The organism is Paraburkholderia sp. BL23I1N1, from assembly GCF_003610295.1.
Lineage (GTDB): Bacteria > Pseudomonadota > Gammaproteobacteria > Burkholderiales > Burkholderiaceae > Paraburkholderia.
This window is the reverse complement of sequence record NZ_RAPV01000001.1, coordinates 4650542-4667454: the sequence shown is the minus strand read 5'-3', so window position 1 is coordinate 4667454 and position 16913 is coordinate 4650542. Positions and strand designations below refer to the sequence as shown.

Here is a 16913-nt window from a genome sequence, read left to right as displayed (position 1 = left end):
CTACTTCCAGTGCTGCCGCCGCATCTGGTACGCTGCGCCCTTTGCTACCGCTTGCATTGGACTCGATGGAAACCCCCTTCAACGACCGTGGCGTGTCGGTCACGCGTAACGCACTCTCGTCGGCCGGCCAGGTCTTTCCGCTAGGCGACATCGTCGACGTGCAAGTCGTCACCGTGCAGAAAAACAAACTCCTGCCGCGCGCGATCTCGCTTGTCGGACTCGTGGGCGCTATTGTCGGCGGAATATTTCGCTCGCCCGTCGGCATGGTATGCGGCACGATGCTGATCGTGGTCGGCTGGCTCACGTGGGTGACTCAGGACATCACGCATCGTCTGATGGTGCAGACCGCGAATGGCTTGCGCGAAGCGCTCATGAGCACCGACCGCGAGTTCGTCGAGCGCGTCGCCGCCGCCGTGCACGAGGCGAAGGCCGTCCCTGCGGCGCCCAAAGCCTGAGCGGTCGCCGTCCGCAGTACGCCAGGCGTAGCGCGTTAACACAAATTTGATTCGCAACGCAGCAGCTTTTGCACGTCGTTGAGGCGCGCGCCGCTAGAGTGGTTGGGTGTCAACAACGCGCGCCGCCTCGCCGAATCGGCGCAATCATGATGCTCACGTCCGTAGCAACGTCTGAAATCTCCGCCCCGCGGGCACCACGCGCACCGCGCGAACCCCACATTCGCCGTCGCACGCATGTCGTCGTTCCACTTGTCATCATCGACGTCACGGTGCCCGGCACGTCGTCGGCAAATGGACGGCGCGCATTGCATGCCGCCCTCGGAGACGATCTGCGTCTCTACGTTGTAACCGTCGACCAGCAGCACGAGCGTGTGACGTTTCGTGTCGAAGTCACCTCACGCTCCCTCGACGACGTAATCGGCCTGCTGACGGCCACCCTCGATCGCGCCACGCTCGGCCGTGCGCAGGCAACCGTGATTCGCCGTCCGCGCGACTATTGACATAGATCAATGCCTGCACGGGTAACTTGCCAGTCGCCGTCCAAACCTTTATACATCTTTGCAATTGCCCTCGGGTGGCCGTGTAGAGTTGCCGCTCCTGTTATCGCGTGTTCCCTCCCGCAGGCCCCCGCAAGCGTCCCGGTTTCCCCCGCCCACGCCGTGGCAATCCAGTGAGATTGCCGCCAGTGCTGTCCGAGTTGTCCAATCCGCAGCTCAAGATGCATCGCCTCCGCCAGGGACCCGCCTTTTTTGCAAAGCGTGATCCTATGTTCCTGTCGTCTCTCAATGCCGCGCGCCGGCGTGCCGGTCTTCGTTTTCATATTCAATTTCGTCGTTCAACCGCAGCGGCGCTAGTCGCAGGCGGCGCGCTCGCCGCGTTGACCGGCTGCTCCGTCACCTTCCCCACGCCCACGCCGCCGGCCACGAATGCCGCGCTGATCAACGGCGGCAACGACGGCCTGCTGATTCCGCAGCACGTGGAGCGTGCCGACGAAGATCATGCGCGCCTTGGCCTGCCGGTCCAGCTCGACGGCAAGCCGGTCTGCATGGCGCTCGACACAGGGACGCAAGGCACGCGCGTGTTGAAGTCGGTGCTGCCGGGTTCGAACTATGCAAGCGCCGGCGGCGTAACGTCTTTCTCATTCGCGAACGGCGTGGAAATTCTCGGCTCGGCCGTCAAGGTGCCGTTCAGCCTGGGCGGCACCACGCCAACGCCGATCGCCGCGCAAGCGGTGGACGTCGTGCGCTGCCTGCCGAACGCGCGGAAGTGCGCCGGCATGGACGGCTACTCCGGCGAATTCGGCAGGGCGTTTTCCGGCATCGTCGGCGTCGGCGCGGCGCGGCGCGGCGCAACCGGACGATAGCTGCTGCACCCACCCGTTGCGCGCGTTGCCCGGCAACATCGGTCAACGTTATCTGGTGCACGCGAACTTCGCCAAGCCGTACATGGTGTTGAGCCCCTCGAATACCATCACCAAGGACTACACCATGGTGCCAATGGCGGCGTCGAAAGACGGTACGGCGCAATGGCCGCGAGGCTGCGTGAATGTGGGCGGCAAAATGACGTTCTGCGCGCCGCTGGTGTTCGCAACCGGCAGCACCGGCATGATCCGCATCGAGATGGACAACGCGCCCAACTGGACCGGTGACGGCGATATCGGCAGCGTGCTCGATCAGGGCAACTATGAGACGGCAATCGGCACGGGATCATGGGTGCACCGCTACGAGAAAGCCCAGGTCACGATCGTCAAGTCGAAGCCGGATGCAAACCGGATCGTGGTCGGTTTGATGGCTATGCAAAACATCGAAGTGCTGTTCGATTTCCCGCGCGGGCAGTTCGGTTTGCATGCAGCGCAGGAGAGCGAACGATTCGCTCCGTGATATCCAGCAAGCGATAAAAAAGGCCGAGCGAAAAAATTTCGCACGGCCTTTTTCATTTGAGCAGGCGCCACACGCGCGCGCGTCATTCCATACTGAGCGGTTTCACATGCCAGATGTTGCGCGCGTATTCGGCGATGGTACGGTCCGACGAAAACTGCCCCATGCCCGCGACGTTTTCGATCGCGCTCTCGGTCCACGCACGCTTGTCGACGAAACGCGCATCCACCTCGTCCTGCGCTTTCGAGAATGCGGCGAAGTCGGCGAGCACCATATAGTGATCGCCCCAATCCACCAACGTGTGGAAGATATCCGAGAAGCGCAGCGGATCGTCCGGCGAGAAGAAGCCCGTGCGGATCTGGTCGAGGGCCATACGCAGTTCCGGATTCTCCTCGTACACCTGCCGCGGCCGGTAACCGGTGGCGCGCAGGCTGTCCACTTCGTCAGCGGTATGGCCGAAGATAAAGATGTTGTCGCGCCCCACCGCGTCGCAAATCTCGATGTTGGCGCCGTCCATCGTGCCGATCGTCAACGCGCCGTTCAGCGCGAGTTTCATGTTGCCGGTGCCGGATGCCTCGGTGCCGGCCATTGAAATCTGCTCTGACAGATCGGCCGCGGGAATGATCAGCTCGGCCACGCTCACGCCATAGTTCGGCACGAACACCACCTTGAGGCGATCGCCAATGAGCGGGTCGTGATTCACTTTCTCGCTCACATCGCCGATCAGCTTGATGATCGTCTTCGCCATGCGATACGCGGAGGCAGCCTTGCCGGCGAACATCACCACACGCGGTACCCAATCGCGCTCCGGATTCGCGCGAATCTGGTTATAGCGCACCATCACGTGCAGCACGTTCAGCAACTGCCGCTTGTATTCGTGAATGCGCTTGACCTGAAGATCGAACAACGCATCGGGATCGAAACTCAGTTTGGTGTGATGCGCGAGCCGCTGCACGAGCCGCAGTTTGTTCTGCCGCTTCGCTTCGTGAAAAGCGTCGATGAACGCACTGTCGTTGCGCAGATTGCGCAGTTGCTCCAGCTCGAACAGGTTGCTGCGCCAATGCTTGCCAATTTGCTGATCGATCAGCGACGACAGCGACGGACTCGCCTGCGCCAACCAGCGCCGCGGCGTGATGCCGTTGGTGACGTTGGTGAAACGGTCCGGATAAATGCGCGCGAAGTCCGCGAAAATATCGCGCGTCATGAGCTGCGAATGCAGCTTCGATACGCCGTTCACCTTGTGACTCGCGACGATCGCCAGATACGCCATTCGCACACGCCGCTGGCCATATTCGTCGACCAGCGAAATGCGGCGGATCATCTCGCCGTCATGTCCCGATTGTTCGCTGACATGCTTGAGAAACCCGGCATTGATCTCGAAGATGATCTCCAGATGCCGCGGCAAAAGTCGCGCGAGCATCTCGACGTCCCACGTTTCGAGCGCTTCGGGCATCAAGGTGTGGTTCGTGTACGAGAAAATCCTGGTGACGTGCTGCCATGCCTTGTCCCACGGCTGATGATGTACATCCACCAGCAAACGCATCAGCTCGGGAATCGCCAGCACCGGGTGCGTATCGTTCAGATGCACCGCCACCTTTTCGGAGAAGCGCCCGAACGTGCTGTGCGTACGCTGATAGCGGCGAATCAGATCCTGCATCGTCGCCGAAACAAAGAAGTACTCCTGACGCAGCCGCAGCTCGCGGCCTGCCGATGTCGAATCGTCCGGATAGAGCAGCCGCGACACGTTCTCCGACATGTTCTTGGTGTCGACCGCGTTGCGGTAATCGCCGCGGTTGAACGCGCCGAGGTCGAGTTCGTCGGTTGCGCGCGCGGACCACAGGCGCAGCGTGTTCGTCGCACTGGTCGCGTAACCCGGAATCACCGTGTCGTAGGCCGTGGCATTCACATGTTCGGTGTCGATCCACTCCACGTGCTCGCCGCGCTGCACCGTGCGCCCGCCGAAATGCACCATGTACTTGATTTCGGGCCGCGGAAACTCCCACGGATTGCCCGCGCGCAGCCAATAGTCCGGCGCTTCGACCTGCTCGCCGTCGACAATCTCCTGGCGGAACATGCCGTATTCGTAACGGATACCGTAGCCGAAGCCCGGAATGCCAAGCGTCGCCATTGAATCGAGAAAACAGGCGGCGAGCCGTCCGAGACCGCCGTTGCCGAGGGCCGCGTCCGGCTCGATATTGACCAGCATGTCCATGTCGACGCCGAGGCTCGCGAGCGCTTCCTTCATCTGATCGTGAATGCCAAGCGCAAGCAACGCGTTCGTAAACGTGCGGCCGATCAGGAATTCCATCGACAGGTAGTAGACGCGTTTCACGTCCTGTTCGTACTGCAGGCGCGTGGTCTTCATCCAGCGCGCGACCAGCCGGTCACGCACCGCGAGCGCCGCGGCATGCAGCCAGTCATGCGGATGAGCCGTGACGGCGTCTTTGCCGACGCCGTACATCATGCGATTGGAAATTGAGCGCCGTAGCGCGTCGACGGTACTGTTGAGCTGGTCGAATTCCAGATCGACGGCTGTCATCGAAGCCTCCGGGAAATAACGACGCGACATACGCGAACCGCATAGATGACGGACGGGAGGCGCGTGCCGGTCAGGCGGGTTAACAAACAGAGTACGACATTTTACGGCGCGCGGATATCGGCGAGCGCGAGCGGGTGCGGGTGCTCACGCACATGCTATGCCCGCCGACACGCGGCGCTTCACGGGTTTTGCGCACGTACGCGGTGCAGGCGAGCCTGCGTGCGGCACCGCGCGCGTGCATCGGCGCGCAAAACAGGCAAATGACGTCGAGCCGTGAAAGCTGCCTGCATGGGAGAGTTAGCACGATTATTTTTTCTGCATGTGACCTGCCGATGAATGCGGTGACTTGCTCGATACGTGGTCAAATCGGCGCGCCTCGTCTGCTGAACGGTTATGCCAACGTGTCCTACAGCAACGCGGCACCGAGCCAGTTCAAAGGCGCCGCACGAGCTTGACCGTTAGTTGCATTACACACACCCGACACAGCGACCCACCCTGCCCACCTCGCAGCACGATTTCTGCGTCTCTGTAACAATCGCATCATTCGCTGCGCGAGCCGCCTTGACGGCCGGACTCACGTCCAGCGCGCTTCACTCCACACAACCCCGCCGTTTGCGCGCCGCGCCGTCCCTCCGACACGCCCGGCGCTACGGCATGCACGACCCGACGAGCCACGCCTTGTCCGACAAACCCAGCGCCACCGCCACCCCAGCCTTTCCAGCGGACGGCCCGATGAGCGCCGCCAATCGCCGCGCGATGGTCGCGATCATGCTCGCGGTCGCGCTCGCCACGCTCGATACCGCGATCGCCAACACGGCCCTGCCCGCCATCGCCGCCGATCTGCACGCCGCGCCCGCCGCGTCGGTATGGATCATCAACGCCTACCAGCTCGCAATGGTCGCGACGCTGCTGCCGCTCGCCGCGCTCGGCGATATCGTCGGGCATCGCAGGATTTATATCAGCGGGATTGCGCTCTTCACGCTGGCGTCGCTAGCGTGCTCGCTTGCTTCGACACTGCCGATGCTGGCCGCCGCACGTGTGCTGCAAGGTCTCGGCGCGAGCGCGATCATGAGCGTCAACACGGCGTTGATCCGCTATCTGTATCCGCCGCACCGGCTCGGACGAGGCCTCGGCACTAACGCCTTGATCGTCGGCGTATCGTTCGCGGTCGGGCCGACGGTGGCGTCGCTGATTCTGTCCGTTGCCGCATGGCCGTGGCTGTTCGCGGTCAACGTTCCGCTCGGCCTGCTGGCGTTGACCTTCGCGTGGCCCGCGCTGCCGCACACCGAGCGCGGCAAACACAACTTCGACCCGATTGCGGCGCTCCTCAACGTGATCACCTTCGCCGCGCTGATCTTCGCGCTCGGCGAGGCAGCCCAGCGCGCCTCGACCCAACTGGTGCTGAGTGCGGCCGCGATCACCGTGGTTTTCGGGGTGTTGCTGATTCGCCGTGAAGCCGGCCACCCCGCGCCGATGCTCCCGGTCGATCTCTTCAAGCGGCCGGTGTTTGCCTTGTCCGCGGTGACAGCGGTGTGCTCGTTCGCCGCGCAAGGGCTGGCGTTCGTGTCGCTGCCGTTCTACTTCGAGGACGTGCTGCATCGCAGCCAGGTCGAGACCGGCTTTCTGATGACGCCCTGGCCTGTAGTGGTCGCTTTAGCCGCGCCGCTGGCGGGCAGTCTGTCCGACCACTATCCGCCGGGCTTGCTCGGTGCGATCGGCCTTGCGGTGATGTCGGCGGGAATGGCGTCGCTGGCGTTGTTGCCGGTGCATCCGCATGTGCTCGACATCGGCATCCGCATGGCGATTTGCGGTGCGGGCTTCGGCTTCTTCCAGTCACCCAACCTGAAGGCTTTGATGGCGAGCGCGCCGCCCGAACGCAGTGGCGGCGCCAGCGGCATCGTCGCGACTGCCCGCCTGCTCGGACAGACCACCGGCGCTGCGCTGGTTGCGCTGAGCTTCGGTATCGCCGGCCGGCACGGACCGACACTCGCGCTCAGCGCCGGCGCCTTCTTTGCCGGCGCGGCGAGCCTCGCAAGCGGATTGCGGCTGTTCGCGCCGTCGCATCGCGCCGGGTTGCCCACGAAAGCGTCGGCGGAATAAACAAAACGGGCACACTGCTGTGACAGTGCGCCCGCTTTGAATCCTGCCGTTCGATCGTGTTCGATCGCGTTCAACCAATCAATGCGCGGCGAAATACCCCTTCACTGCGCCGATAAACGTATCGATATCCGCACGCGACACATCTTTATGCGTGACGAATCGCGACGCATACAGCATCTGCGTGAGGATGCCGCGCTCCTTGAGCCACGCTTCGAGCGGCACGCAATGCTGCTGCGGAAACTGCGCGAACACCATATTGGTCGCGATGGACTGCACCTTGACCTGGTCGATCGCTTCCAGATCGGCCGCCAGATGTGCGGCGTTCGCGTGGTCGTCGGCGAGACGCTCGACGTTGTGATCCAGCGCGTACAGGCAAGCCGCCGCCAGCACGCCGGCCTGGCGCATGCCGCCGCCCAGCACCTTGCGCCAGCGATGCGCCACATCGATCAGCGCCTGGCTGCCGACCAATACCGAACCGACCGGCGCGCCCAGCCCCTTCGAAAAGCAGATCGAGACCGAATCGAACAATTCGCACAGCTCCGCGACCGGCTTGGCCGAGGCAACCGCCGCGTTGTAGACCCGCGCGCCGTCGAGGTGAGCCGATAAGCCGTGGCGGCGCGCCAACTGCACCGCCTCGTCGACATAACTCGCCGGCAGCACTTTGCCGCCGATGGTGTTTTCCAGCGCCAGCAGCCGCGTGCGCGCGAAGTGGTTGTCGATTGGCTTGATCGCGGCGGCGATCTTCTCGAGCGGGATCGAACCGTCGGCGGCATTCTCGAGCGGCTGCGGCTGAATGCTGCCGAGTACCGCCGCGCCGCCGCCTTCGTACTTATAGGTGTGCGCCAACTGGCCGACGATGTATTCGTCGCCACGCGCGCAATGCGCCATCAACGCCGCCAGATTGCTTTGCGTGCCGCTCGGGAAGAACAGGCCGGCTTCCTTGCCGGTGCGTTCCGCGACCGTTGCCTGCAGACGCAGCACGGTTGGGTCGTCGCCCCAGACGTCGTCGCCCACTTCGGCGGCGGACATGGCCGCGAGCATGGCCGGGGTCGGACGGGTTACGGTGTCGCTGCGCAAATCGATCATGATGAGAGCCTTGTGTGTCCCTGTTTCTGTCAATGCAAGACAGCCTATGACAACCTGTCATAGCCGGCCCGCGCACCGCATCTCCTGAATGGATTGACGGTCGCGGTTCCAGCTACTGAGCCACACAGTGTATTCAATTAATTACCGCGGCGCTGAGAGCCGCGCCAAAAAGCCGCTCACCCGCCCGACTTCGGCAGCCACGCAAGCGGATCGACCGGCTGGCCGTTCTGGCGCACTTCGAACTGGATCGATGCCACGCCGCGGCTGTCCACGCCGACTTCGCCGATGGTTTGCCCTTGCGCGACCGCGTCGCCTTCCTTGACCAGCAGCGTGCTGTTCTGCCCGTAGGCGGTAATCAGCGAGTCGTCGTGTTTGATGATGATGAGCGGGCCGTACGCTTCGATCCCGGTGCCCGCGTAGACCACCCGGCCGGTAGCGGCCGCCTTGACCGGATCGCCCGCATGGCCGCCGATCACGATGCCGTTCGACCTGCCCGGCGCAAAGGCTTTCAGCACCGGGCCACGCAACGGCCACAGCAGCACGCCTTGCTGCGCAACGCCGGCCGCGCCGGCCACACCAGGCGTCGCGGCTGTTCCATTCTGACCGGCGACATTGACCGGCGGTGTCACCACGCTGCCCGACGCCATCGGCGGAGCCACCCGCAGCACCTGCCCCGGGTTGACGGCCGCATTCGATGGAAGTCCGTTCCACGCCGCAATCTCCTGCGGCTTACGGCCGTAAGCCGACGCGATGGCCGCCAGCGTGTCACCCGGATTGGCGCGGTAGTAACCGGCCGGCACAGGGACGGTGGTAAGGGTCGTCGGACGGGACGGCGCGCTGCTGTAGAACGGCGTGCTTTCCCACGGCATCGTCGAACAGCCGCTGAACATAACGCCGAGTGTCGCCGAAATCAGCAACCGGGTCGCCGTGAACTGCCATTGTCTTGTCATGTGATTTTCCTCGACACTTAGATTCAATCAGCCCAAGCATTCGCTGTGCCGCCCGGTGCGGGCGCCACGGCGTATCCATTATGCCGCCGTGCGCATGAGCCAAGGCTTCGGCACGGCTTAGACCGGAAACCGTCAGACACTGCCCTCGGCCTCGACCACGAGAATGCGTGCCACGCCGATCGGATGCGCGACATGTTCCGTGCCTACCGACGCATAAAACACATCGCCCGTTTCCAGAATCGCTGACTGTTCGATGCCGCCTTCGCGGTAACGCATCTCCACGCGGCCGTCGAGCACGGCGAACACCTCCTCGCCGTCGTTGACATGCCACTTGTACGGCTGATCGGTCCAATGCAGGCGCGTTGTGATGCCGCCCATGTTGGCAATATCGAGCGCGCCCCATGGACGCGTCGCGGTAAAGCTCTTGCTGCGAATGATCTTCATGGCGGATAGCGGGTTGAGAAACAGACGCTGTCGACGCGTTATCCGTGCCGCATACCGGACCGCCCGGCCGGTCGGGATCACGCGTTTCGACTGGGCTCATTATAGGTGGTGCGGCAGGCGCGACCGCCGGCAGCAAGGCGGCAAGAGGCCGCACAAGGCCGCGCGAGCACATTCGTGTGACTATTGAATCCTTTCAACCCTCGCCTATACTCAGTCATGCTGCCGCAACGCGCCGTGCACAAACGTCTGGATCCTGCGAGGAGTTGGGAATGAACAAAGCCACGTTTCTGGCCGTGCAGCTCAACGTCGACGATGTGGCGGCATCGCCCGGTTTGGTCGAATTGCTGAACACGCACCTGGTTTTCGCGGCAGACGTCGCCGAAGCCGCCGACGCGCTGGTCCAGCTTGCCAGCATCGCGGGATTGTCGAGCGGCGTCGAAGCGACTGTCGAGATTCCGGCTCTGGCGATCGAGCGGCTGCGCGAGGCGCTCGACAATCTCAGCGGCTACGACGAATCCTGGTTGCTTGCCCTGGAACCCAGCCGTGCGTTGTTCGACGAAATAGGCCGCCGGCATCGCACGCTGCATTAAAGCTGCGCTCGCGGACATCGATCCGCACTGCACGCACCCCGGCGCTCATCGTCAAGCGCCGCCGGTCCGCCACTTTTCGCTCACCGTTCGAACCGCCAGATTGCCCGGCATGCCTGATCGTCGGCGCCCTCTGAAGATTTCGGGCGAGTCAACCGGAGGAACCGCCGTGAAAAGTCTCCTGAACCGCCGTAGCGTGCTGGCAGGCCCATCGCATCTCGTGCAGGTCGCGCGAGAGCACGCCGCCGATTCCATCTCGCCCGACGACAGCGAGGAAGCGGCGCTAGCGGCGGCCGGCGTCACGCCCGCTACCGCCGCTGCCGAACCCGCCGTCGCGCCGACCGCCGAACCGGCTCGGCCGGTAACGACGCTGCGGCCGGTGCCGGTGGTGCCCTCGCCGGTGAGCGCGCGCGGCGTGCAGATGGCCGACACGGCCGAAATCGAATGGCTCGCCGAAGAAGAAGCGCTGACGCCTTTCCGCGTGTTCCGCAGCTTCGCCTATTCGGTCAGCCTGCTGTTCCACGCGAAGGAACTGTTGTGCTACGTCGCGCTGTATCAGGACGGCTCGCTGTGGCACGCGCCCAAAGCCGTCGACCTCGAAGCCGCGGAAACGGCCTTCCATCACTTCGAGGAACAGGCGACGCGGCTCTCGGAGGGTGAAACGCGACGCGCACAACTCGAGGCGCAAAACGAACAGCTTGCACGCATGATCGCGCGCTCCGAGGCGCAGGCCGAACGGCTGCGCACGGATTTGCAGCGGCGCGGCGCGCAGGAACAGGCGGTGTCGAACCGGCAGCATCAGGTGCGCAAGGAAGTGTCGCAACTGGAAGCGCAACGCGTAGCCGCGCAGGCGCATCTGAACAAGGCGCATCGGCAAATTCACCAGCTCAATCTCACCAGCAACGAAGGGATTCCGCATTTGCCGAATCGTTGATGCGCGCCTTGCAATTGAATTGACGGCCAGGCAAAGCCGTTAACGACACCGTTAACGACAAAACGCCGACCGGCAATCCGGTCGGCGTTTTCTTCTTCATTTCCTGCTCAGTACGTGCTCCGTACGTGCTCATTACGCGCCGCCCATCAGCCGGGCGGCGTTTCCATCCGCTTCGGCGCGAATTAGTTGCCGAAATAAACCGAGTTACGGTCGTTGCCGCTCACCGGCCGGCCAGCTTGCGAGCTGCCTGCAATCGGTGCGCCGTAGCCGCTGTTCACAGCTTGAGCGGTGCCGTTCTGTGCGTCGACACGTGCTTGTGCGGCTTGCAGGTTAGCCGGGTAATCGATGTGATCGCCGATCGGGTTGTAACCCGCCTTTTCGAGTTGCACCAGTTGAGCGCGGACTTCAGCGCGCGTCAGCGGCTGGTTCGATTGGGCAAACGAGGCAACCGGAGCAACCAGAGCGGCAGCGACAACAACAGCAGAGATAAGAGTCTTCATGATGTAAACCTCCAGAACTTGTATTTAATTCGCTTTGGGCTTGTTATCCCGTAGCGCTTAAGTAGAAGTTTAGGAGCGTCCACACTTAGGGGAAATCCCTAAAACGACGAAACTCTATTTCGAATTTCGCAACAGTAGACAGTCTGGTGGATTCGCACGCTATCTGCCCAATAGTTTTCAGCAATAATTGTCGAGTTCGATTTCAATCGATCGCGCGGCCCGGCGCGCCTGTCTACAAGCACGCGCCGGGCCGTCATTCAAACGCTCAGCTCCAGTTCGCGTGGAAGCTGCCCGGCTTGTCGATACGCTCGAACGTATGCGCGCCGAAGAAATCGCGCTGCGCCTGCACCAGATTCGCCGGCAGGCGTTCCGAACGATACGCGTCGAAATACGCCACGGCCGATGCGAATGCCGGCACCGGCACGCCTGCGTTGATCGCCGCAATCACGACCTCGCGCAACGCCGACTGATAATTCTTAGCGATGTCGCGGAAATACGGATCGAGCAGCAGATTGGCGATCGCCTTGTCTTTCGTATAGGCGTCCGTGATCTTCTGCAGGAAGCGGGCGCGGATGATACAGCCAGCGCGGAAAATCTTCGCGATCGTGCCGTAATCGAGATCCCACTTGTACTCTTCCGAGGCCGCCCGCAGTTGCGCAAAACCTTGTGCGTACGAAATCACTTTGCTGAAGTACAGCGCGCGGCGCACCGATTCAATGAAGGCGTCACGCTCGACGCCAAGCGGCTTGGCCGCCGGCCCTTCCAGCACCTTGCTCGCAGCCACGCGCTGATCTTTCAGCGACGACAACACCCGCGCGAACACGGCTTCCGTAATCAGCGGCAGCGGTGCGCCGAGGTCGAGCGCATTCTGGCTGGTCCACTTGCCCGTGCCCTTCTGCGCGGCGCGGTCGAGAATCACGTCGACCAGGTCCTTGCCGGTTTCCTCGTCTTTCTTGCCGAAAATCTTCGAGGTGATTTCGATCAGGTAACTATCGAGTTCGCCCTGATTCCATTCGGTGTAGACCTTGCCCAACTCTTCGTTCGACAGGCCGACGACCTGCTTGAGCACCGCGTAGCTCTCCGCGATCAACTGCATGTCGCCATATTCGATGCCGTTGTGCACCATCTTCACGAAGTGGCCCGCACCGTCCGGTCCCATGTACGCGACGCACGGCTCGCCGTCCGGCGCCTTGGCGGCGATTTCCGTGAGAATCGGGGCAACGAGGTCATAGGCGTCGCGCTGGCCGCCCGGCATGATCGACGGGCCTTTCAGTGCGCCCTCTTCGCCGCCCGACACGCCCGTGCCGATGAAATGCAGGCCGGCTTTTGCCAGTTCCTGATTACGGCGAATGGTGTCGGTGAAATGCGTATTGCCACCGTCGATCAGTATGTCGCCCTTGTCCAGCAGCGGCTTGAGTTGCGCGATGGTGGCGTCGGTCGGCTCGCCTGCCTTGACCATCAGCAGAATGCGGCGCGGCTTTTCCAGCGACTCCACGAATTCTTCCAGCGTGACGGCCGGCACCAGCTTCTTGTCCGGATATTCGGCGATGAGTTCGTCGGTTTTCTCGCGGCTGCGGTTGTACACCGACACCGCGTGGCCGCGGCTCTCGATGTTGAGTGCCAGATTGCGGCCCATGACCGCCAGCCCCACCACGCCGATTGCCTGTTTGCCCATGTGAATTCTCCAGAGTACAAAAAATGTCGAGACGCTGCGCCGGAAGGAACGTCGGCGGGACGTCGAGGGTGAAAGGATAAAAGAAATGCCGGCTTGCCGCTCGCTGGCGCTCATTTGCGATCATTGGCGCTCATTGACGCTCCCCGAGCGGAGCTTTTCACTGCGCGTGGTGCATCGGGCTTCCACACGCAGCCAACCGTTTTGTCTGACTCGCCCAACCCGTTAGCGTTTCCTGAACACCAGACTGAAATTGTTGGCCGGCATCGCAATCGGCTCGTCGCACACGAGCCCGACCGATGCGCCCAACGCTACCACCGCTTCCATGTCGCGCACGCCCCACTCGGGGTCGCGGTTGCGCAACTGCTGGTCGAACGCATCGTTGCTCGGCGAGGTATGCGCGCCGCCGCGTTTGTACGGACCGTACAGATACAGTACACCGCCATCGGCCAGACGTCGGCTCGCGCCGGCGAATAACGCTTGCGTCGCACTCCACAGCGAGATGTGAATCATGTTGATACAGACTACGGCGTCGAGATCATGGGGCTTTTCGGGCGTACCCACACCCCAATCCGCCTGATGCACGTCGAGGGCGAGCGGCGCGCGTACGTTCGTCAGCCCTTCATGCGCGATCCACGCCGCAATTGAGTCACGCGCATCCGCATCGAGATCGCTCGGTTGCCAGTCAAGCCCGGGCAACGCGCGGGCGAAGCAGATAGCGTGCTGGCCCGTGCCGCTCGCGATCTCCAGCACGCGGCCGTTGGCGGGCAACACCTCGCGCAACACGGCAAGAATCGGTTCCCGATTGCGTTCCGCGGACGGCGAGTGTTGCCGTAACGCCGGGTGGAAGTCAGTCATGTTCGCTTTGTTTCAATACAGGGTGGTGCGCACGCGTTCGGCGAGTTCACGGTCATAGGTCGCGGCGTCAAATTGCGTGCCGTTGATGCGCCGATGGATCTCGCCCGCGCTCGGTAAGCGCGAACGTTCGACATGATGCGCCGTGTCCCACAGTTTCGAGCGCACCAGCGCCTTGGAGCAATGAAAGTACACCGCATCGACGTCGATCAGCAGCACGGTGCGCGGCAGTTTACCTTCGACGGCGAAACTGTCCAGCCATTCCGGATCGGTGGAAATGCGGCCGCGGCCGTTCACGCGCAAACTTTCGCCGACGCCCGGAATCATGAACAGCAGCGCCAGATGCGGCTCGGCGATGATATTGCGCAGACTGTCGACGCGATTGTTGCCGATACGGTCCGGCAGCGCGAGCGTGTGTTCGTCGATGACGCGCACGAAGCCCGGCGCGTCGCCGCGCGGTGAACAGTCGAGGCCTTCGGGACCGGCGGTCGCGAGCACGACGAACGGCGAGACTTCGATAAGCGCGCGATAGTCTTCGTTGACGAAGGAAATCTCTTTGCGCACGGCGCGCTCGTGGGGCTGACCGTAGATTGCTTCGAGCTGTTCGATCGTCGTCAACATCGGCGTTCCTTTGGTGTGGCGGGTGCTTCTTGTGAGCGTGGCGCTGCCTGGAATGAGAATTATCGGCGATTTACGTGGCCCGCGCGACTCGAGCAGCGTACTCAGTCCAGCGCCAGACGGCCCGCGAGCGCGGTCAGCGTGTCGGCACAGGGTGCGGCGATTTTCAGCGAGAGCAGCGGATCGGCGCGCGTACGCCCGAGATTGATCGCGACGATCGGCTTGCCCTGCTTTTGCGCCCACACGCAGAAACGGTAGCCCGAATAGACCATCAGCGACGAGCCGACCACCAATACCGCATCCGCCACGTCGAGCGCATGCGAAGCCGCTTCGACGCGCTCGCACGGCACGCTTTCGCCGAAGAACACCACCGCGGGTTTCAGCAATCCGCCGCAGTTCGTGCACGCCGGGATGCGGAAAGTGTCGAGATCGTGCCACTCCAGATGTGCGTCGCCGTCGGCGGCGGTTTCCGCGGTGACGTTCAGCAACGTGGGATTGTCCGCTTCGAGCGTTTGCTGGATCGAGGCGCGCGAATGCTGCATCCCGCAGTCCAGGCACGTCACGCCGTCAATGCCGCCATGCAGTTCGATCACCTCGCGGCTGCCTGCCCGCTGGTGCAGGCCGTCGACATTCTGCGTGACGAGCGTCGGCACATGGCCCGCTGCCTCGAGCCGGGCCAACGCGGTATGCGCGGCATTCGGTTGCGCGTCGGCCACCACCGGCCAGCCGACCATGCTGCGCGCCCAATAGCGCCGGCGCATCGCGGCCGTGCCGAGGAATTCCTGCAGCGTGATCGGCGGCGAACGCTTCCATTCGCCGTTGTCGTCGCGATAGCCGGGAATGCCGGAGTCGGTGCTGATGCCCGCGCCGGTCAGCACGAATAGACGCGGATAGCGCTGCACGAAAGTATGCAGGTCGTCCAGAGTGTGCGATTCGTTGAAGGGTTCGATGTGCGCGGGCTGAGGGTTGGTCATGACGGGGACTGGGTATGGCTGCGGCTTTGGTGTAGGGCCTGAATCGCCGTTCAGCGGCGCGTGCGCGATTTGCTTTGCGGGGTACGCACCGTCGGTGCCGTACGTATCGCCTGCCGCGCTTGCCATTCGGCGAGCGCCTGCTGATAGCGCTCGAACGCTTCATCGTAGAGATCGAATACACACGGATTGCAGCCACTATGACAACAATCCTCGAGCTCGGGCTGCACGGGCGGCACCGGCTGCGGGTCGTCCTTAAGTGAGGCACGGGGCACGGCGAATCGCTTTGTCGAAAGGCGGGAAGCGCTCAGTATAAGTTGATCGCCCGCAACGCGCGCGGCGCCGGTTCGGCCTGAATCCGCGCCTTCAGATCACGCCCCACGACCTTCGCTGCCGCTCAACCCGCTCAACCCGCTCGCGCCGCGAACGCCTGGCGCTGCGCTCAGCCCCTGCCGACGAACGGCATCTTGCTCGCCATGATGGTCATGAACTGCACATTCGCCGACAACGGCAGTTCCGCCATATGCAGCACCGCGTCGGCGACATGCTGCACATCCATCAACGGCTCGACCGCGATTTCGCCGTTCGCTTGCGGCACGCCGCGCGCCATCCGCTCGGCCATTTCCGTCGCGGCATTGCCAATGTCGATCTGCCCGCACACGATGTCGTATTTGCGGCCGTCGAGCGAAACCGCTTTTGTGATGCCGGTAATCGCGTGCTTGGTCGCCGTATAAGCGATGCTGTTCGGCCGCGGCGCATGCGCCGAAATCGAGCCATTGTTGATGATGCGGCCGCCTCGCGGCGTCTGCGTTTTCATCAGACCGAAGGCGGCCCGTGTGCAGAGAAACACGCCGGTGAGATTGGTGTCGACCACCAAGCGCCATTCGCCGATATCGAGTTCGTCGATATCCACGGGCGAGCCGTTGCGGCCCGCGTTATTGAACAGTACGTCGAGCCGGCCGCGCCACGCGCGGGTGGCGTCGAACAGCGCGGCGACGCTGTCGGCGTCGGTCACGTCGCAGGCCACGGCGAGCGCGTCGCCGCCCAGTTGCCGCGCCTGTTCGACCACGGCGTCGAGCGGCGCCTGACGGCGGCCGGCAAGTACGACGCTATAGCCGTGCTCCAGCATCTTGAGCGCACAGGCCCGGCCGATGCCGCTGCCCGCGCCCGTCACCAGCGCCACTTTCCTGATTCCCGTTCCTGTCACAACGCGTCTCCTGCTCCGTTTCCAAGGCCTTAGCACCATACAACAGCGGATGGTCTGTCACAAATCCAACGTAGCGGCCGCCGCAAAGCATGACGTCTTTCAGCGCGCTTTCATTACT

Annotated in this window: 16 protein-coding genes and 1 pseudogene; 6 read left to right on the top strand and 11 right to left on the bottom strand. The window is 63.1% G+C overall.

Going from position 1 to position 16913, the window contains the following annotated elements; genetic code table 11:
• Positions 1-65 precede the first annotated feature (65 nt).
• The 3 genes and pseudogenes from B0G76_RS21830 to B0G76_RS44880 all read left to right on the top strand — a co-directional run bounded on the left by B0G76_RS21830 (position 66) and on the right by B0G76_RS44880 (position 2335).
• Positions 66-455: a DUF6232 family protein gene (locus tag B0G76_RS21830; protein ID WP_120294392.1), complete on the top strand. Its 390-nt coding sequence runs from the start codon at positions 66-68 to the stop codon at positions 453-455.
• A 146-nt stretch (positions 456-601) separates the two neighbouring features.
• Positions 602-955 carry a hypothetical protein gene (locus B0G76_RS21825; RefSeq protein ID WP_120294391.1) on the top strand — a complete coding sequence of 118 codons (354 nt, stop codon included), beginning with the start codon at positions 602-604 and terminating at the stop codon, positions 953-955.
• A 266-nt stretch (positions 956-1221) separates the two neighbouring features.
• Positions 1222-2335 (top strand): annotated as a pseudogene (locus B0G76_RS44880) (hypothetical protein).
• 82 nt (positions 2336-2417) lie between these two features.
• On the opposite strand, the gene B0G76_RS21815 reads toward B0G76_RS44880, so the two are convergent.
• Positions 2418-4871 carry a glycogen/starch/alpha-glucan phosphorylase gene (locus tag B0G76_RS21815; RefSeq protein WP_120296653.1) on the bottom strand — a complete coding sequence of 818 codons (2454 nt, stop codon included), beginning with the start codon at positions 4869-4871 and terminating at the stop codon, positions 2418-2420.
• A 732-nt stretch (positions 4872-5603) separates the two neighbouring features.
• On the opposite strand from B0G76_RS21815, the gene B0G76_RS21805 reads away from it, so the two are divergent.
• Positions 5604-6971, top strand: a complete 1368-nt coding sequence (locus tag B0G76_RS21805) for an MFS transporter (RefSeq protein WP_183082223.1) — start codon at positions 5604-5606, stop codon at positions 6969-6971.
• A gap of 78 nt (positions 6972-7049) precedes the next feature.
• Here B0G76_RS21805 and ltaE read toward each other — a convergent pair whose 3' ends face one another.
• The 3 genes from ltaE to B0G76_RS21790 all read right to left on the bottom strand — a co-directional run bounded on the left by ltaE (position 7050) and on the right by B0G76_RS21790 (position 9451).
• Entirely contained in the window at positions 7050-8057 is a 1008-nt protein-coding gene (gene ltaE / locus B0G76_RS21800; protein ID WP_120294388.1) for a low-specificity L-threonine aldolase, read from the bottom strand.
• Between the two features lie 176 nt (positions 8058-8233).
• The gene (locus B0G76_RS21795; protein ID WP_120294387.1) at positions 8234-9007 is read right to left on the bottom strand and encodes a peptidoglycan DD-metalloendopeptidase family protein; all 774 of its coding nucleotides are present in this window, start codon (positions 9005-9007) and stop codon (positions 8234-8236) included.
• A 132-nt stretch (positions 9008-9139) separates the two neighbouring features.
• Positions 9140-9451, bottom strand: coding sequence for a cupin domain-containing protein (locus B0G76_RS21790; protein ID WP_120294386.1), 312 nt, complete (start codon positions 9449-9451; stop codon positions 9140-9142).
• A gap of 269 nt (positions 9452-9720) precedes the next feature.
• Between B0G76_RS21790 and B0G76_RS21785 the strand changes: the two genes are divergently transcribed.
• Positions 9721-10041 (top strand): hypothetical protein, encoded by a 321-nt coding sequence (locus B0G76_RS21785; RefSeq protein WP_120294385.1) that lies wholly within the window; start codon positions 9721-9723, stop codon positions 10039-10041.
• Positions 10042-10207: 166 nt separating this feature from the next.
• Positions 10208-10972 (top strand): DUF2968 domain-containing protein, encoded by a 765-nt coding sequence (locus tag B0G76_RS21780; protein ID WP_120296651.1) that lies wholly within the window; start codon positions 10208-10210, stop codon positions 10970-10972.
• 182 nt (positions 10973-11154) lie between these two features.
• On the opposite strand, the gene B0G76_RS21775 is transcribed toward B0G76_RS21780, so the two are convergent.
• The 7 genes from B0G76_RS21775 to B0G76_RS21745 form a co-directional block, all read right to left on the bottom strand.
• Positions 11155-11472: a DUF4148 domain-containing protein gene (locus tag B0G76_RS21775; RefSeq protein ID WP_120294384.1), complete on the bottom strand. Its 318-nt coding sequence runs from the start codon at positions 11470-11472 to the stop codon at positions 11155-11157.
• A 265-nt stretch (positions 11473-11737) separates the two neighbouring features.
• Positions 11738-13147: an NADP-dependent phosphogluconate dehydrogenase gene (gndA, locus tag B0G76_RS21770; protein ID WP_120294383.1), complete on the bottom strand. Its 1410-nt coding sequence runs from the start codon at positions 13145-13147 to the stop codon at positions 11738-11740.
• 222 nt (positions 13148-13369) lie between these two features.
• Entirely contained in the window at positions 13370-14002 is a 633-nt protein-coding gene (locus B0G76_RS21765) for a DUF938 domain-containing protein (RefSeq protein ID WP_120294382.1), read from the bottom strand.
• 12 nt (positions 14003-14014) lie between these two features.
• Positions 14015-14620, bottom strand: a complete 606-nt coding sequence (locus B0G76_RS21760; protein ID WP_120294381.1) for a pyridoxamine 5'-phosphate oxidase family protein — start codon at positions 14618-14620, stop codon at positions 14015-14017.
• A 101-nt stretch (positions 14621-14721) separates the two neighbouring features.
• Positions 14722-15591, bottom strand: coding sequence for an NAD-dependent protein deacetylase (locus B0G76_RS21755; RefSeq protein WP_120294380.1), 870 nt, complete (start codon positions 15589-15591; stop codon positions 14722-14724).
• Between the two features lie 50 nt (positions 15592-15641).
• Complete coding sequence (locus B0G76_RS21750; protein ID WP_120294379.1) at positions 15642-15863, bottom strand: oxidoreductase-like domain-containing protein; 222 nt, start codon at positions 15861-15863, stop codon at positions 15642-15644.
• Positions 15864-16030: 167 nt separating this feature from the next.
• Positions 16031-16795 (bottom strand): SDR family oxidoreductase, encoded by a 765-nt coding sequence (locus B0G76_RS21745; RefSeq protein WP_120294378.1) that lies wholly within the window; start codon positions 16793-16795, stop codon positions 16031-16033.
• Between the last annotated feature and the right edge of the window lie 118 nt (positions 16796-16913).